Origin of the sequence: Rhizobium sp. BK376 (assembly GCF_004341625.1) — a bacterium.
Lineage (GTDB): Bacteria > Pseudomonadota > Alphaproteobacteria > Rhizobiales > Rhizobiaceae > Rhizobium.
The window spans coordinates 175530-192271 of sequence record NZ_SLZG01000004.1 but is presented as its reverse complement, the minus strand read 5'-3'; the positions used below and the strand labels follow the sequence as shown (position 1 = coordinate 192271).

The 16742-nt window shown below is 59.7% G+C and carries 17 protein-coding genes; 12 read left to right on the top strand and 5 right to left on the bottom strand.

Annotated elements, in window-relative coordinates; genetic code table 11:
- Positions 1-14 precede the first annotated feature (14 nt).
- Positions 15-554, top strand: a complete 540-nt coding sequence (locus EV561_RS12975; protein ID WP_245512657.1) for a DUF2867 domain-containing protein — start codon at positions 15-17, stop codon at positions 552-554.
- On the opposite strand, the gene EV561_RS12970 is transcribed toward EV561_RS12975, so the two are convergent.
- From EV561_RS12970 to EV561_RS12960, 3 genes are all read right to left on the bottom strand, one after another.
- Positions 538-1578 carry a TraB/GumN family protein gene (locus EV561_RS12970; RefSeq protein WP_132522029.1) on the bottom strand — a complete coding sequence of 347 codons (1041 nt, stop codon included), beginning with the start codon at positions 1576-1578 and terminating at the stop codon, positions 538-540. The two genes, EV561_RS12975 and EV561_RS12970, sit on opposite strands and share 17 nt — an antisense overlap.
- 80 nt (positions 1579-1658) lie before the next feature.
- Complete coding sequence (locus tag EV561_RS12965; RefSeq protein ID WP_132522027.1) at positions 1659-2744, bottom strand: TraB/GumN family protein; 1086 nt, start codon at positions 2742-2744, stop codon at positions 1659-1661.
- A gap of 85 nt (positions 2745-2829) precedes the next feature.
- Complete coding sequence (locus tag EV561_RS12960; protein ID WP_132522609.1) at positions 2830-3765, bottom strand: tyrosine recombinase XerC; 936 nt, start codon at positions 3763-3765, stop codon at positions 2830-2832.
- Between the two features lie 152 nt (positions 3766-3917).
- On the opposite strand from EV561_RS12960, the gene EV561_RS12955 reads away from it, so the two are divergent.
- From EV561_RS12955 to EV561_RS12905, 11 genes are all read left to right on the top strand, one after another.
- A complete protein-coding gene (locus EV561_RS12955; RefSeq protein WP_132522025.1) occupies positions 3918-4868 on the top strand; it encodes a 1-acyl-sn-glycerol-3-phosphate acyltransferase in 951 nt (316 codons plus the stop codon).
- A 5-nt stretch (positions 4869-4873) separates the two neighbouring features.
- Complete coding sequence (locus tag EV561_RS12950) at positions 4874-5311, top strand: GNAT family N-acetyltransferase (RefSeq protein WP_132522023.1); 438 nt, start codon at positions 4874-4876, stop codon at positions 5309-5311.
- 41 nt (positions 5312-5352) lie between these two features.
- On the top strand, positions 5353-6504 hold the full coding sequence (locus tag EV561_RS12945) for an AAA family ATPase (protein ID WP_132522021.1): 1152 nt from the start codon (positions 5353-5355) through the stop codon (positions 6502-6504).
- 69 nt (positions 6505-6573) lie between these two features.
- A complete protein-coding gene (locus EV561_RS12940) occupies positions 6574-8793 on the top strand; it encodes a primosomal protein N' (protein WP_132522019.1) in 2220 nt (739 codons plus the stop codon).
- 195 nt (positions 8794-8988) lie between these two features.
- Entirely contained in the window at positions 8989-9375 is a 387-nt protein-coding gene (locus EV561_RS12935; protein WP_132522017.1) for a DUF4345 domain-containing protein, read from the top strand.
- Between the two features lie 261 nt (positions 9376-9636).
- The gene (locus EV561_RS12930) at positions 9637-10203 is read left to right on the top strand and encodes a F0F1 ATP synthase subunit delta (protein WP_132522015.1); all 567 of its coding nucleotides are present in this window, start codon (positions 9637-9639) and stop codon (positions 10201-10203) included.
- Positions 10203-11732 carry a F0F1 ATP synthase subunit alpha gene (gene atpA, locus EV561_RS12925; RefSeq protein WP_132522013.1) on the top strand — a complete coding sequence of 510 codons (1530 nt, stop codon included), beginning with the start codon at positions 10203-10205 and terminating at the stop codon, positions 11730-11732. Before EV561_RS12930 ends, atpA begins: the two co-directional genes overlap by 1 nt.
- A 29-nt stretch (positions 11733-11761) precedes the next feature.
- A complete protein-coding gene (locus EV561_RS12920) occupies positions 11762-12646 on the top strand; it encodes a F0F1 ATP synthase subunit gamma (protein WP_132522011.1) in 885 nt (294 codons plus the stop codon).
- 23 nt (positions 12647-12669) lie between these two features.
- On the top strand, positions 12670-14109 hold the full coding sequence (gene atpD, locus EV561_RS12915; RefSeq protein ID WP_132522009.1) for a F0F1 ATP synthase subunit beta: 1440 nt from the start codon (positions 12670-12672) through the stop codon (positions 14107-14109).
- The gene (locus EV561_RS12910; protein WP_132522007.1) at positions 14109-14351 is read left to right on the top strand and encodes a hypothetical protein; all 243 of its coding nucleotides are present in this window, start codon (positions 14109-14111) and stop codon (positions 14349-14351) included. Before atpD ends, EV561_RS12910 begins: the two co-directional genes overlap by 1 nt.
- Positions 14351-14758: a F0F1 ATP synthase subunit epsilon gene (locus tag EV561_RS12905; protein ID WP_132522005.1), complete on the top strand. Its 408-nt coding sequence runs from the start codon at positions 14351-14353 to the stop codon at positions 14756-14758. The genes EV561_RS12910 and EV561_RS12905 overlap by 1 nt, the downstream gene beginning before the upstream one ends.
- Before the next feature lie 115 nt (positions 14759-14873).
- Here EV561_RS12905 and EV561_RS12900 read toward each other — a convergent pair whose 3' ends face one another.
- Both EV561_RS12900 and EV561_RS12895 read right to left on the bottom strand, forming a co-directional pair.
- Complete coding sequence (locus EV561_RS12900; RefSeq protein ID WP_245512666.1) at positions 14874-15518, bottom strand: sugar transferase; 645 nt, start codon at positions 15516-15518, stop codon at positions 14874-14876.
- Between the two features lie 229 nt (positions 15519-15747).
- A complete protein-coding gene (locus EV561_RS12895; protein ID WP_132522001.1) occupies positions 15748-16659 on the bottom strand; it encodes a LysR substrate-binding domain-containing protein in 912 nt (303 codons plus the stop codon).
- Between the last annotated feature and the right edge of the window lie 83 nt (positions 16660-16742).

Here is a 16742-nt window from a genome sequence, read left to right as displayed (position 1 = left end):
CGTCACGCGGTGGTATGCTGCGCCGTAGACGCAAGCGGACCGGCCTCGCGATGCAGAACGATTTTGCCAAACCGACGAAAATTGTACCACGCCTGCCACATCCGGCGTTGCCCGGTGCCGATTGGGCGGATTGCTACCAGATCGCTGTCGGCCGGAGCATGAGAGCTGACGAGGCAGCCCGATTGGTCCTGGGCCGTTTTCCCTATTGGGTAAAGGTGCTGATAACGATCCGCGACGCCTTGGTCGCGCCTTTCGGGATCAAACCGTCGACGGCGCATAAGCCCGGCGATATCGACATGATCGGCATCTTTCCTGTCGTAAGCCGGTCCGCCCGTCAGGTGGTGCTCGGCTTCGACGACCGCCACCTCGATTTCCGCGCTGTTATCGATGTCAACGAACGCGATGGGCGAACATTCGTCAGCTCGACAACGCTTGTTCGGCGCAAAGTATTGTTTGGAAAACTCTATCTGATGGCAATCACGCCGTTTCACAATCTCATCGTCGAAACGGCGCTCATCAATCTCAATCGTGCCGCCCTCAATCCGCAGCCGTGACCGTAAAGCCTTGCTTGCGCAGGAGTTCGACTAGCCCCTCGTCGCCGGGAAGATGCGCCGCGCCGACAGCGATCATAGCGCGACCTTTATCCAGATAGGGTTTGGCGCGTTCGGCCATAATCTTGTTGCGATCAGTAACAACGTATTGCGTGTATGACTGGGCGATTGCCTGATCGGCCAAGAAAAAATCGCCCAGTGCGATGATTTTCCCGATATCATGTGCTTTGTAGAGATCGATTTCCGTCTCCAATTGATCGTCATTGCTGTAGGGTAGCGTAAGCGATCGCCGAAGAGCCTCAAGCATAAAGGCGTCGGGAACGCGAGCGAACGCCTGAAGCTGCTCCAGGGGAGTTTCGAGACCGACAAGTGTGATCTTCTTATCTAGTGCTTTTTGCGCGATCGATTGATCGAGAAAGCCCCTGCCGGCTCTTATCAGGCGGGTCTCGCATGTGAGTGTTCCCAAGTTGAACGTCAGATACCAGGGCCGCATCCTCGCAACGAGATCGAGCGGCAGCCCGCGCTGTTTCAAAGAGGTCGCGAGTTCGACCGTCTCCTCTGGCGGCAATAGATTGTCGAGCCTACTGTCTTGAAGCATCGCCAACTCCGGATGCTTCCATACTTCGAGTTTAATGGAAGTCGGTTGGAGAAGCTCCTTAATTTCGACAAGCACGGCATCGACTTTGTCGAAGGCATTGAATGCGTTGGGCGGGAGAGTGAAGACGCGTGGATCCCTTGTGTGAATTGTGCCGAAAAGCCACGATGGTTTCAGCCCCTTCCTTTCGATCTTCCAAACAATGTGTCTGCCGTTTCGGATCGAGCGGGCCTCTTTGAGAAAGGTCCGATAACGCTCCGGCTGACTCGCTTTCATTCGCGGCAGCACACTTGAAGCTGGACACTTCATGGTATCTGGCGCGGAGGTTGGCGATGCGTTCGCTGGGACGAGCAGGAAGAGAAGTACAATGATGTGAAACGCGAAGGTTCCTAGAACCTTCGCCATGTCAGGTAAAGTCGGGTTGAAAACCATTATCTGTATGCTGCCGCAACTGTAGTTTTGCGGGAAATTTCTTCGGCTGCACAATAAAAGTCAAGTGACGGTTGTGTATTTTACTGTACAGCCGTGACCGTAAAGCCCTGCTTGCGTAGTAACTCCACCAGCCCCTGGTCGCCGGGCAAATGCAAGGCGCCCACGGCCATGAAGACATTGCCGTTTGCGAGAATCGGGGCGGCGTGCTCGGCCATGACCTTGTTGCGATCGAGGATGATGCGCTGTTCGAAGGCGGCATAGTCGCTATCGCCGTCGTCGCCGTCAGGGGCAGCAATCTTCAGCATCGGCATAGTGGCGCCGATGTCGCCGGAAAGATAGAGATCGGTCATTGTCTCGACGACGTCGTTCATCTTGTCGCCGAGCTGAAGCGTCTCGATCAGTGACTTCAGATGAAATTCGGTCGGAAGGTCCGCCATGGCCTGTAGCTGGTCTGCGAGCGTCTCGAGGCCCTTTACCTGCTTGCCTGCGGCGGCGGCATCGACGGCCAGTTTCTGATCCAGGAATTCGGCGCCCTTGGCCTTGCGGGCGATTTCGCAGGGCGGCAATGCCACGACGCTGGAGATCATCCATGGCCGCATGCGGGAAACCGCGGTGAGCGGAATGCCCCGCTCCTTGAGGCCGGCCTCAAGCTTGGCATTGTCATCGGCGGAGAGATATTTGCTGATCGTCGATCCGTCGGTGAACATCGTCAGCTCAGGCTTGGCGAGGAGGGCAAGGGCTGCCTTCTTCTCGTCGAGAATTTCGTCGGATTCGACGATGATCGTATCGGCGGCCTTGTCCGCCTCGGCGGCACCCTTGGGCATCGACAGGACGCGCGGGTCGGTGACATGCATGGTGCCGAGCAGCCAGGAAGGCCTCATGCCCGGCTTCTCGATCTTCCAGAAGATGCTTTTGCCATTGGCGACCTTGTCGCCTTCCGCCATGATCGAAGCGTATTTCGCCGGATCCGTCTGCTGAAGGTCCGTCAGGAGGTTCTTGCCCGTGCAGGCTGCGGCATCGTCAGCAGCGTTGGCCGTCCGCAGCGAGATCGTGGTCAGGACCAGCGCAGCCAGCAGGGCTGCCGGTACGGCGGCGGCCACCCACAGAAGGACAGTCGATGCCTTGGGCATTATCGAACGGGAACTGTTGTCGACAGCAGAAATCATTTCGGCCTTCTGAGGTGCGGATATTGGATTCCGGTTCTACTCCGGTCGCACGCATTTTCCCTTAAGGTATCAGGTTAACGCTTTCTTACGCCCTGGGATGCGCCCGGTCATAGACTTCCAGCAGTCTCGCGGCATCGACGCCGGTATAGACCTGCGTCGTTGACAGGCTGGCGTGGCCAAGCAACTCCTGGATTGTACGCAGATCGCCACCGCCGGCAAGCAGATGGGTGGCGAAGGAATGGCGCAGCGCGTGCGGTGTCGCGCTATCCGGCAGGCCGAAGGCGCTGCGCAGCTTCTGCATGCCGCGCTGGATGATTGCCGGCTGCAGCGGGCCGCCGCGGGCGCCGCGGAAGAGCGGTTTGCCATCCTCGAGATGATAGGGGCAGATCTTGCGGTATTTTTCGACCGCTTCGCCGACGAGGGAAAGCAGCGGTACGATGCGAGTCTTGTTGCCCTTGCCGGTGATCCTGAGCGCCGTCGTTCCGGGGCCAATATCCGAGGGCATCAGGCCAAGTGCTTCCGAAATGCGCAGGCCGCAGCCATAGAGCAGGGTCAGGACGGCGGCGTCGCGGGCAGCGATCCAGGGTTCGTCATGCATCTGCGCATTGTCGCCAGTGACCGTAATCGCCTGCGAATCGGAGAGCGGCTTCGGCAGGGACTTCGGCTGTTTCGGCGAGCGGACGGCGCCGGCGCCGGCGGCGTTCACCAGGCCCTTCTTTTCCAGATAGCGCAGGAAGGAGCGAAGGCCTGCAAGATTGCGGCCGAGCGAGCGCGCGCCGGCTCCATCCTTGCGGCGCGTAGCGAGGAAGCCGCGAAAATCGGCCGGACGAAGCGCGTGTATGTCCTTGATGGTCGCTGGACCGCCGAGATGGCCTGTCAGGAAGGCGAGAAATTGCCGTGTATCGCGCTCATAGGCGTCCAGCGTGTGGTCCGAAAGCCGTCGTTCGCTCTCAAGCGCGGCGAGCCAATGCTGGCGTTCGGCCATCAGGGCCGGATCGGCGATGATCAACAATTCGCTCAGCAAAACACCTCTTGAATTTGCAATTCAGTCTGCCACTTTGCTAGATGGAAGGTTATGGAATCGCTAACTTTCCCTGATCCCTGTCATGCAATCTTGTCATGCTTCGATCACAATCGATTGCGATAGGGTAAGCCAAATATTCAGGATTTTTCATGGCACGCCGCGCTTCAACGACTGCACTGGGACAGCTTGCGGATCATATCGCACTCGTTTCCCAAGGACAGCCGGGTCATGTCGTCGACACATTGATCGCCGAGCGCGGAGAGAAGATCGTCAAGAATCCGCTCTGGCCGCTGATGCGCCCGTTTCTCCACATCGTGTTGCGCTATCACAAGGCCATCGCCTTTGCCGACGATGTCGCGAACATGCCGGGCTTCCAGTGTTTCGAATATATGAGCGACCTTCTGCGCCTTGATATCAGGGTGTCGGATGCCGACCGCATTCCCGCCAAGGGCGGTTTCATCCTCGTCAGCAACCATCCGACCGGCATTGCCGATGGCGTCGCAGTCTTCGACCTCCTGAAGGAGCGGCGGCCGGACATGATGGTCTTTGCCAACCGCGACGCAGTCCGGGTCAATCCGCGTTTTGCCGAGATGATCATCCCGGTCGAGTGGCGCGAGGAATACAAGAGCAAGCTCAAGACGCGCGAGACGCTGCAACTGACCAATGCCGCCGTGAAGGAAGGCAAGGCCACGGTGCTGTTTCCCTCCGGCCGCATCGCTTATTGGGCGAATGGCAAGTTGAACGAACGCCCGTGGAAGACCTCGGCCGTCGGGCTGGCGCGGAAATATAATCTGCCGATCCTGCCGGTTCACTTGACGGCGCGCAATTCCGGCTTGTTCTACTGGCTCGCCAAATGGTCGACGGAACTGCGCGACATGACCGTCTTCCACGAGCTTCTGAACAAGCGCGGTGACCGTTTCGAATTTCAGATCGGTCATCTGATCCAGCCGGAAGCATTGGATGGCGATGTCAACGAGGTGACCAAAGCGCTGGAACAGCACACGGTCTTCGATCTTGCTGCAGACGGCAATGCGCGGTTTTCAATGCCGAGCAATGCGGAAAGCATCATGCCCGCGGACGAGACCGAAAAGGTCGCCTGATTGAGATGACGGTCACTCTTCGTGTCGTCGTTGATACTTTGCCGGATGATGTCACGCCGCTTGCCTCCGCGGCCGAGCGGGAAGGCTATGAGCACATCCGCCGCCTTGTTGATGAATGGGCAGACGGGCTTAACCGCTTCTCAAGGCGCGGAGAGCGGCTGCTTGTGGCTCTCGAAGAGAATGATGTTGTGGCGATCGGCGGGCTGACGGTCGAATTCTCGCGCGTCGATTGGCTCCGGATGCGGCGTTTCTACGTGCTGCCGCAGTATCGTGGCCGCGGCATTGGCCGGATGATTGCACGCGAGCTCCTCAATCACGCCAAAGCGTTTACCGATAGGGTAACGGTGCACGCCGGTGACCCCGATGCCGCGCTGTTCTGGCACGCGATGGGATTTCAGCCGATGCAATGCGAAAACTATACGCACATCTATCGGTTCGGTTGAGCGCCCTTCTTTTTCTGCCGTAATCGTATAGAAATTCCGCAATGCGCCTTCGTTCCATGTTCGCCCAGAACTATCGCTCGCTCCGATCGATCCGCATGGATCTCGGGGATATGACGGTCTTTATCGGCGAGAATGGCACCGGCAAATCCAATCTCTATCGCGCCTTGCAGCTGGTGCAGGCTGCTATCAACGGCAGGTTGGCGCATGAGTTGGCGATCGAGGGCGGCATGCTGTCGGTTTTGTGGTCAGGGCCGAGAAGCAAACCGAAAGATCCGGCGCGCATCTGTTTCGAGGTGGAAATCCTTGACGAGGAGCGGGCCGCGGCTTTCCGCTATCGGGTCGAGACAGGACTTCGTCCTCCCGGTGCCGCTGCAGGCTTTGCACTGGAGCCGCAGGTGAAGGCCGAGGAACTCTCTATCCAGACCGGCCACCGCTCCGTCAGCATGATGAAGCGCGCCGGACCGTCGATCTCCGTGCGCAATAGCGCCGGGCGGATGGAGGACTATCCCGACCAGGCGCTGACGTCCGAAACCGCGATTGCCGTTCTCGGCGATGCCGGACATTTTCCCGAGATTGCCGCGTTCCGACGCATGGTTGCCAACTGGCGCTTCTTTCATGGGTTTCGCACGGATCGCGCTTCGCCGCTGCGTCATCCGTGTCTCGCCGTGACTGCTCCAATCCTGGACGAGGACGGCGCCAATCTGGCGGCGGTCTTTGCGACGCTGACCCATACGCGGCAGGATACCGTCGATCTCGATCGCATCGTTGCTTCCGCGCTCGGCGGCGCTCGTCTTGTCGTGCCTGATCCGGGCGAAACGGCGGAATTTGCGCTGACGCTGCCCGATTTTCCCTATCGCACCTTCCACCCCCGCGAGCTTTCGGATGGGCAGATTCGCTTTCTCGGTCTGGCGGCCGCTCTGCTGTCCTATCGGCTACCGCCCTTTATCGCGCTCAACGAGCCGGAGGCGAGCCTGCATCCGGACATGCTGGGGCCGCTCGCCGACATGATCGCGGAGGCGTCGAAGCGCAGCCAGATCTGGGTCGTTACCCATTCGATGCAGCTTGCCGAGGCGCTGCAGTCGCGCTGCGGTGTCCGCCCGAGGCGAGTGATCAAGGAAGACGGCGCGACCTGGATCGAGGGCATGCGGCTGACCGGCGTCATCGCCGGAGAAGATGAGGACGAGGAGGACTAGCCGGAATGAAAGGGCCGGAATGAAAGGGCGGGTTTTCTTTTCGTGCCTTTGGGGGCATGGTCCGGCGCGATGACTACGGATTCGACCGATCTTTTTGGAGAGTTGTTCAAGGCGCCTGTCGCGACGCGGACGGTGCCTGTCCTGGTGCCCCTGCCGGTGGCGACACCCTATTCCTATGCGGTGCCCGACGGCGTGCATGTTGAGCCCGGGTCCGTCGTTCAAGTGCCCGTCGGTCCGCGGCAGGTTATCGGCGTCGTCTGGGACGGCGGCGAGGACGATAAGCTTGATCCGAAGAAGCTGCGGCCGATCAGCCATGTCTTCGATTGCCCGCCGCTCACCAAGGAGATGCGCGATTTCATCGATTGGGTCGCCTCCTATACGCTTTCGCCGCCCGGGCTGGTGGCGCGCATGGCGTTGCGTGCGCCGAACGCTTTCGAGCCGGAGCCGATGGTGGAGGGCTTGCGCTTCGTCGGCGGTCAGCCCGAGCGCATGACGCCAGCGCGGACGCGGGTGATGGAACTTGCCAATGACGGGGTGTCGTGGACACGCAGCGGCCTTGCGCATGCGGCCGGCGTCTCGCTCAGCGTCGTCGACGGATTGATTGCGCAGGGCATCTTCGAGACGATCTTTTTGGCGCCGCCGCCCGTCGTCGCAAAGCCGGACCCGGATTTTACCGCCGCACGCCTGGAAGGGCCGCAGCGGGAGGCGGCGGAGGAAATTCTCGGCGATATCGACGCCCAGGAGTTCTCCGTATCGCTGATCGACGGCGTGACCGGCTCGGGCAAGACGGAGGTTTATTTCGAAGCGATCGCCGAGACGCTGAGGCGGGGCAAGCAGGTGCTGATCCTCCTGCCCGAGATTGCGCTGACATCCGCCTTCCTGGAACGTTTCGAGCGTCGGTTCGGCGCCAAGCCTGCCGAATGGCATTCCGATCTGGCGCCGCGCATGCGGGAAAAGGTCTGGCGGCAGGCTGTCACGGGCGAGGTCCGGGTGGTGGCGGGGGCGCGATCGGCGCTGTTCCTGCCATTCGAAGACCTTGGCCTCATCATCGTCGACGAGGAGCACGATCCCGCCTACAAGCAGGAAGACCGGGTCTTCTACAATGCTCGCGACATGGCGGTCGTACGCGGCAGGATCGGCGATTTCCCCGTCGTCCTGGTCTCGGCAACGCCATCGGTCGAAAGCCAGGTGAACGGGCAGGCCGGCCGCTACAACACCGTGCATATGCCGACCCGTTTCGGGGATGCGGCGCTGCCGGACCTGCATCTGATCGATATGCGCCGGCATGCACCGGAGCGCGGCGGCTTTCTCTCGCCGGTGCTCCTGCGAGGGATCGGCAAGACGGTGGAGCGGGGAGAGCAGGCGCTGCTCTTCCTCAACAGACGCGGCTATGCGCCGCTGACGCTCTGCCGCGTCTGCGGCCATCGCTTCCAGTGCCCGCAATGTTCGAGCTGGCTCGTCGAGCATCGCTTCCGAAACCAGCTACAATGCCATCAGTGCGGCTATTCGGAGCGCACGCCCGAGGCGTGCCCCGATTGTGGAACGCTCGACCATCTGGTTGCCTGCGGGCCGGGCGTCGAGCGCATTGCCGAGGAAGTGGAGAAGCATTTTCCTGAGGCGCGCACCATCGTGCTTTCCTCCGACATCACGGGTGGCGTAAAGCGGCTTCGGCTGGAGCTGGAGGCGATTGCCAAGGGGGAGGCGGATATCGTCATCGGCACGCAGCTGGTCGCCAAGGGGCATAATTTCCCGCTGATGACGCTGGTCGGCATCGTCGATGCCGATCTAGGCCTTGCAAACGGCGATCCGCGGGCTGCCGAGCGAACCTTCCAGCTGCTGTCGCAGGTGACGGGCCGAGCGGGGCGCACGGGTCTCAAGAGCCACGGCCTGCTCCAGACCTACCAGCCGCAGCATCCCGTCATGCAGGCGATTGTGTCAGGCGATGCAGGCGCGTTCTACGAGCGGGAGATTTCGGAGCGGGAAAGGGCCGTGCTTCCGCCCTTCGGCCGGCTGGCGTCGATCATCGTTTCGGCCGATACGCGTCAGGATGCGGAAGGCCATGCGCGTGGCATCCGCAATGCCGCGCCGCAGGTGCAGGGCATCGCGGTTCTCGGGCCTGCGGAGGCGCCGCTCGCGCTCGTTCGCGGCCGTCACCGCTTTCGCCTGCTGGTCCACGGCCGAAGGAATTCCGACATGCAGGGCTTCCTGCGCGCCATGCTGTCGCAGGGGCCGAAGGAGCGCGGCTCGGTCCAGGTCCAGCTCGACATCGATCCGCAGAGTTTCCTGTAATTCACTGGCTCAATTGGATACGGCTGTCCATCGCCGGGAATTATCCCATTTCCCGAGGGTTCACCGTATAAAGGGATAATGCACATTTTTTCAAATAATTAAGTCCAACCGACCCGTGTCTGTATTGGACATTTCTTCCGTTTTCGCTTTGTGCCATAAGTCGGCTTACATAATCCGCTGATTTGGGGACGATCGATGGAGCTTTATTTTCCGACGGAGCTGGGTGAACAGCTCGCCTTTTGTGCTGCGGCTTTTACCGCGCTCGTCGGTCTTTTGATGATGTTTGCGCCGGGCCTTGCCTATAAGTTCTATGGGCTGCAGGTGCGCGAGGGGCGGCAAGGGGCTTATGCGGAATCGCGCTCGGTCGGCGGGTTCTATCTCGGTTTCGGGCTTGCGGCGATCCTGCTCGCCCAGCCGACGATCTACATAGCGCTCGGTGCTTCCTTCGCGCTCGCGGCTTTCGGCCGCATCCTGTCGCTGATGTCGGATCGCGGTGGCGGGGTCATCGTCAACTTGCTGCTTCTGGTTGTGCAAGTCGTCCTGGCGGCACTGCCTCTACTTTACGCTTTCAGTTTCATTTAATCAAAAACGCGATCCGCAACGCAATCATTGTGCACCGCATCAGGGCATTTTGGCGTTTTTGCCATCAGAAATTCACGCGAAAGGCTTATTCGGTGATTACGCGTGTTGCGAGTCTCAACATCCTATGTTAGACGGACCCCGAATTTCGGATGAAGTGAGAGGAAGCTCTTGCTGATTTCTGGGGGAAATCAAAACGAATTCAAGACCATAAGGCTTCCGCCTGCCGGATGCTGAGTTCTTGGGTTGAAATCAGGGAAAATTGTGCCCGTGCCAGACACATCCCAGCATATTTCTGGTGTCGCAGAACGATATGCCTCATCGCTGTTCGAGTTGGCTCTTGAGGAAGGCGCCGTCGACACAGTTTCCAGCGACCTCGACGCTTTCCAGAAAATGCTTGACGAGAGCGCTGATCTGAAGCGCTTCATCGGAAGCCCGGTTTTCTCTTCGGACGAGCAGCTGAAGGCAATCGAGGCGATCGCTGCAAAGGCCGGCATCAGCGGTTTCTTTGCCAATTTCTTGAAGGTCGTGGCGCGTAACCGCCGCCTTTTTGCCCTTCCTGGCATGATCAAGTCCTTCCGCCAGATTGCTGCAGAGCATCGCGGCGAAATTTCCGCCGAAGTTACTTCGGCCCATGCGCTGACCCCGGCGCAGGAAGACGAACTCAAGGCGGCGCTTCATGGCGTTACCGGCAAGAACGTTGCAATCGCTGTTACGGTTGATCCGTCGATCCTGGGTGGCCTGATCGTCAAGGTCGGCTCCCGCCAGATCGATACGTCTCTTCGTACCAAACTCTCTACCCTTAAGCTTGCATTGAAAGAGGTTGGCTGATGGATATCCGCGCCGCGGAAATTTCCGCAATTCTGAAAGATCAGATCAAAAACTTCGGCCAAGAAGCTGAAGTCTCCGAAGTCGGCCAGGTTCTTTCCGTCGGTGACGGTATTGCCCGCGTCTACGGCCTCGACAACGTCCAGGCGGGCGAAATGGTCGAGTTCCCGGGCGGCGTTCGCGGCATGGCCCTGAACCTTGAATCCGACAACGTCGGTGTCGTTATTTTCGGCTCCGACCGTGACATCAAGGAAGGCGACACCGTCAAGCGCACCGGCGCGATCGTTGACGTTCCGGTTGGTCCGGAACTGCTCGGCCGCGTCGTCGACGCGCTCGGCAATCCGATCGACGGCAAGGGCCCGATCAATGCGACCCGCCGTTCGCGCGTCGAAGTCAAGGCTCCCGGCATCATTCCGCGCAAGTCGGTTCATGAGCCGATGTCGACCGGCCTCAAGGCCATCGACGCCCTCATCCCGGTCGGTCGCGGCCAGCGCGAGCTCGTCATCGGCGACCGCCAGACCGGTAAGACCGCCATCCTGCTCGACGCCTTCCTGAACCAGAAGCCGATCCACGACAACGGCCCGGAACAGGAAAAGCTCTACTGCGTCTACGTCGCCGTCGGTCAGAAGCGTTCGACCGTTGCCCAGTTCGTCAAGGTGCTCGAAGAGCGCGGCGCGCTGAAGTACTCGATCATCATCGCTGCCACGGCTTCCGATCCGGCCCCGATGCAGTTCCTGGCACCATTTGCCGGTTGCGCCATGGGCGAATATTTCCGTGACAACGGCATGCACGCGCTGATCGGCTACGACGACCTGTCCAAGCAGGCCGTTTCCTACCGTCAGATGTCGCTGCTGCTGCGCCGCCCGCCGGGCCGCGAAGCCTATCCGGGCGACGTTTTCTACCTGCACTCGCGTCTGCTTGAGCGCGCTGCAAAGATGAACGACGACAAGGGCGCCGGCTCGCTGACCGCTCTGCCTGTTATCGAAACGCAGGGCAACGACGTTTCTGCCTTCATTCCGACCAACGTGATCTCGATCACCGACGGCCAGATCTTCCTTGAAACCGACCTGTTCTACCAGGGCATCCGTCCGGCCGTTAACGTCGGTCTCTCGGTTTCCCGTGTTGGTTCTGCGGCCCAGATCAAGGCGATGAAGCAGGTTGCCGGCTCGATCAAGGGCGAACTCGCCCAGTATCGCGAAATGGCCGCCTTCGCCCAGTTCGGCTCGGACCTCGATGCCGCCACGCAGCGCCTGCTGAACCGTGGTGCGCGCCTGACCGAGCTCCTGAAGCAGCCGCAGTTCTCGCCGCTGAAGACGGAAGAGCAGGTTGCTGTGATCTTTTCGGGTGTTAACGGTTACCTCGACAAGCTGCCGGTCGCATCCGTCAGCAAGTTCGAGCAGGGACTGCTTTCCTACCTGCGGTCGGAAGGCAAGGATATCCTCGACGCGATCCGCAACGAGAAGGCCATCAGCGACGCGACCCGGGACAAGCTCAAGGCTGCCCTCGATAGCTTCGCCAAGTCTTTCGCCTGATCGGGCCTCACTTCTAGGACGGATAACGGATGCCTTCACTTAAGGATCTGAAAAACCGGATCGCCTCCGTCAAGGCGACGCAGAAGATCACCAAGGCGATGAAAATGGTCGCCGCGGCGAAGCTTCGGCGTGCGCAGGAGGCGGCCGAAGCCGCCCGGCCTTATTCCGAGCGGATGGCCGTCGTGCTTTCCAACATCACCGCAGCCGTCACCGAAGCCGATGACGCGCCGCTGCTGATGACCGGTAACGGCAAGAGCGACGTGCATCTGCTCGTCGTCTGCACGGCTGAGCGCGGCCTTTGCGGCGGTTTCAACTCGCAGATCGCCCGTTTCGCCCGCGATCACATCCGCAAGCTCCTTGCAGAAGGCAAGACGGTGAAGATCTTCACCGTCGGCAAAAAGGGCTACGACATCCTGCGCCGCGAATTCGCATCGCTGATCGTCGAGCGCAAGGAACTGCGCGAAGTCAAGAAGATCGGCTTCGAGAATGCTGACGCTATCGGCAAGCGCATCATCGAGATGTTCGAAGAAGGCGAGTTCGACGTCTGCACGCTGTTCTATTCCGAGTTCAAATCGGTGATCAGCCAGGTCCCGACGGCACTGCAGCTCGTCCCGACTTCGGCCGAGGCTCCTGCTGTCCAGGATAGCGAGCACTCGAGCGCTATCTACGAATATGAGCCGGATCCGGCATCGATCCTCGAAGATCTGATCCCGCGCAATATCTCCGTCCAGGTCTTCCGCGCGCTTCTTGAGAATGTCGCGGGCGAAATGGGCGCGAAGATGAGCGCCATGGACAACGCGACGCGCAATGCCGGTGAGATGATCAACAAGTTGACGCTCAGCTACAACCGCCAGCGTCAGGCTCAGATCACCAAGGAACTCATTGAAATCATTTCGGGCGCGGAAGCGCTCTGAGGTTAGGGAAAGAGGGTAAGAATATGGCTCAGGCAGCTACCCCCGCCGCAAAGGCAACAGGCAAGGTTACTCAGGTCATCGGCGCCGTCGTCGACGTGGCTTTCGAAGGTGACCTGCCGTCCATTCTGAACGCGCTCGAAACCAGCAACAACGGCAATCGCCTGGTTCTGGAAGTCGCGCAGCACCTCGGTGAGAACGAAGTTCGCACGATCGCCATGGACGCTACCGAAGGTCTCGTTCGTGGCCAGGAAGTCAGCGACACCGGCGCTCCGATCTCGGTTCCGGTCGGTCCGGAAACACTCGGCCGTATCATGAACGTCATCGGCGAGCCGGTTGACGAAGCAGGTCCGCTGATCACCGAACACAAGCGCGCGATCCACCAGGATGCTCCTGCCTATGTCGAGCAGTCGACGGAAGCACAGATCCTCGTGACCGGCATCAAGGTCGTCGACCTTCTCGCTCCCTACGCAAAGGGCGGCAAGATCGGCCTATTCGGCGGCGCTGGCGTCGGTAAGACCGTTCTCATCATGGAACTGATCAACAACGTCGCCAAGGCGCACGGTGGTTACTCGGTTTTCGCCGGCGTCGGTGAACGTACCCGCGAAGGCAACGACCTCTACCACGAAATGATCGAATCCGGCGTCAACAAGCTTGGCGGTGGCGAAGGCTCCAAGGCTGCGCTGGTTTACGGCCAGATGAACGAGCCGCCGGGCGCCCGCGCTCGCGTCGCTCTGACGGGTCTGACGGTTGCTGAAAACTTCCGTAACCAGGGCCAGGACGTTCTGTTCTTCGTCGACAACATCTTCCGCTTCACGCAGGCTGGCTCGGAAGTGTCGGCTCTGCTTGGCCGTATTCCTTCGGCCGTTGGCTATCAGCCGACGCTCGCAACCGATATGGGCCAGATGCAGGAACGCATCACCACGACGACGACCGGCTCGATCACCTCGGTTCAGGCTATTTACGTTCCGGCCGACGACTTGACCGACCCGGCTCCGGCCACTTCGTTCGCCCACCTGGACGCAACGACGGTTCTGTCGCGCTCGATCGCTGAAAAGGGTATTTACCCGGCTGTTGACCCGCTCGACTCCACCTCGCGCATGCTCGACCCGCTGGTTGTCGGCGAAGAGCACTACGAAATTGCCCGTAAGGTTCAGTCGACGCTGCAGCGCTACAAGTCCCTGCAGGACATCATCGCCATCCTGGGCATGGACGAACTGTCGGAAGAAGACAAGCTGGCCGTTGCCCGCGCCCGCAAGATCGAGCGCTTCCTGTCGCAGCCGTTCTTCGTTGCTGAAGTCTTCACCGGTTCGCCGGGCAAGCTCGTTGCTCTCGAAGACACGCTCAAGGGCTTCAAGGGCTTGGTCAACGGCGAATACGATCACCTGCCGGAAGCTGCCTTCTACATGGTCGGCTCCATTGACGAAGCGATCGAAAAGGCCAAGAAGCTGGCTGCTGCCGCTTAATGAGCGACAGCGTGTCCGACGAGATTTTCTGCTGCGACTCCCTCAGGGAAGTCGTGGCGGAGCTTCCGGAGCCCGCTGCTCCAATTATCTATCGCGCCGATAACGGCGTGCTGATGATGGTGGTGGGCCTGGTCCAGACCGAGGAAGGTCTCGGTTATCTCGATCACGCAATAATGCACTGCCCGTTCTGCGGGACTAAACTGCAAGATCTAAAAGCGATATCCGAGAAAGTGAGTCACTGATGGCTGACAATTTCCATTTCGAACTGGTTTCTCCGGAGCGCTTGCTTCTGTCGGAAATGGTAGCCGAGGTTGTCATTCCGGCAACCGAAGGTGAAATGACCGTCATGGCCAACCACGCGCCCACGATGACGACCATTAAGCCAGGCCTCATCAAGGTTCGTTCCGCCTCCGGCGCCAAGCAGAACTATGTTGTGTTCGGCGGCTTTGCCGACATTCTTCCGACCGGCTGCACGCTGCTGGCTGAATCGGCCATCCCGGTTGAGGAGCTCAATCGTGACGAGCTGACGCGCCGTATCGACGCTGCGCGCCGCGAACTCGAGGAAACAGAGTTCCACGAGCACAAGTCGCGCCTCGAACACTTCATCATGGAAATGACCCATCTGAGCGGCTCGGTCCTGCCGGACTGATACTCTGCAAAACGATAGCAGCAAAAAAGATAGCAGCAAAAAAGGCGGCACCTTATCGGGCCGCCTTTTTTGTTGCACTCTATATGCTTGCTTGTTGCCTATATGGGCGAAGCTTTCAGAAGCCTGTGCCGCCGGCCAATTCGGAGACGATGGTGCCGATCACGATCTTGAAATCGAGCCAGAGATTGAAATTGGCAACGTAATAGATATCGCAGGCGATGCGGGCGCGGGCCTTGTCGGCGCGATCCGTGGGGCCGCGAAGGCCGCGCATCTGCGCAAGCCCCGTGATGCCGGGGCGCATTTGATGACGCTGATGGTAGTTCGGCACCAGGTCTTCATAGAGGCGGCCGGCGGCCAACATGTTGACCGCGTGGCAGCGAGGTCCGACCAGGGACATGTCGCCTTTCAGCACGTTGATCAGCTGGGGAAGCTCATCGAGATTGGTCCGCCGCAACGTGGCGCCGATATTGGTGATACGTGGGTCATTTCTGACCGTCTGCGCAACGCCGGTGGGATCACCGAGATCGTTCCGCATCGAGCGAAATTTGTAAACCTGGATTTTCTTGCCATTCTGACCCCAGCGAACCTGACGGAAGAAGACAGGCCCTGGGCTGTCGATACGAATGAGCACTGCCAGAGTAAGGAAGAGTGGCAGCAGCACGAGAAGTGCCGTGGCCGAAGCGAGGATATCGATCACTCTCTTGGCGGCGAGCTGGGCGCGAAAGCCGAAACCGCGTCTTGGAGCGTGTCCGACACGCAATTCGTTGGAATTGGCATTGATGTATTTGTGTGACAGATCGCCCACAGCCAGCGGGCGGCTCACAAAATTACTCTTGCGGTCGGATAGGTTCGCCATGGATTTCAATCTTAAATTGATATGACAATTTCGAAGGCGCGTCACAGATATACTTTGCAATAGCGCTTGTCATCTATCGCTTTAATAACTGGTTAACCCTGAAGGGGTCAAAATTGGGTGCTTTCCAAAAGAATTATTGCTCTTCTCGGTCATTCGACAGCAAATGCCGATGTAATTGTACCGCTTCGGGAGAAAGCGAGCGGAAGCGTGGCGTCCCGAGATAGTAGCCGAAGCCGGTTTCGACATGGTCTTTGCCAACCGTTACCAGGGTTCCGGCGCGAAGTTGTTCCTCGATCAGGCCAAGGCTGCCAAGGGCAATGCCTTCGCCACGCAAGGCGGCCTCAACGGCCATGATATAGGTCGAGAAGGATAGCCGCGGTCGCGGAAGCCTTATCTTCGGCGGACGCGGAACCCGGCCAAACCATTGCCGAAACGAGATCCAGTGGGCGTTGAAGCGCTCATAGTCGATCAGGTCCAATGCGGCGATATCCTCGACCGTCAGCTCTTCGGCGATCAGCCCTCGTCTGGCTAGGTAGTCCGGGGATGCTACCGGCATCAGCACCTCTTTCATCAGCAGCGTCAGGTTCCAGCGCGGATGCTCGCCGGTCGCGTAAAGAATAACGAGATCGTTGGCCTCGGACGCTAGTTCGGTCGGGGCGTCTGTCGTCAGCAGGCGGACGGAGATATTCGGGCTCTCCTTGCCGAAATCCTTCAGGTGCTGGCCAAGCCAGAGGTGTGACACGGAACCGCTGGCAGCGATCGAGATAATCTGGCCGCCGCCGCTCCGGAAGGGTTCCAGGCTTTCCTCCAGATATTCCAGGGTCGCCCGCACGCGCTGAAACAGCCTTTCTCCATCCGGTGTCAGGGCAAGGTTGCGGCCGCGGCGGGTGAACAGGGTCGCGCCAAGATGATCCTCCAGCCCCTTGATCCGGCGACTGACCGCAGCCTGGGTGATGTTGAGTTCGCGTCCAGCCCGCGAAAAGTTCATCAGACGGCAGGCAGCATCGAAAACGCGGAAGGCTTCAAGCGGGATTTTTTCGAGCAAGCGGCTCTCCATAACTTCAGATCATCAATATTCCTGAGAAATCGCCCGATTTGAAGAGCTGAAATTGTGATGCATGAATATCG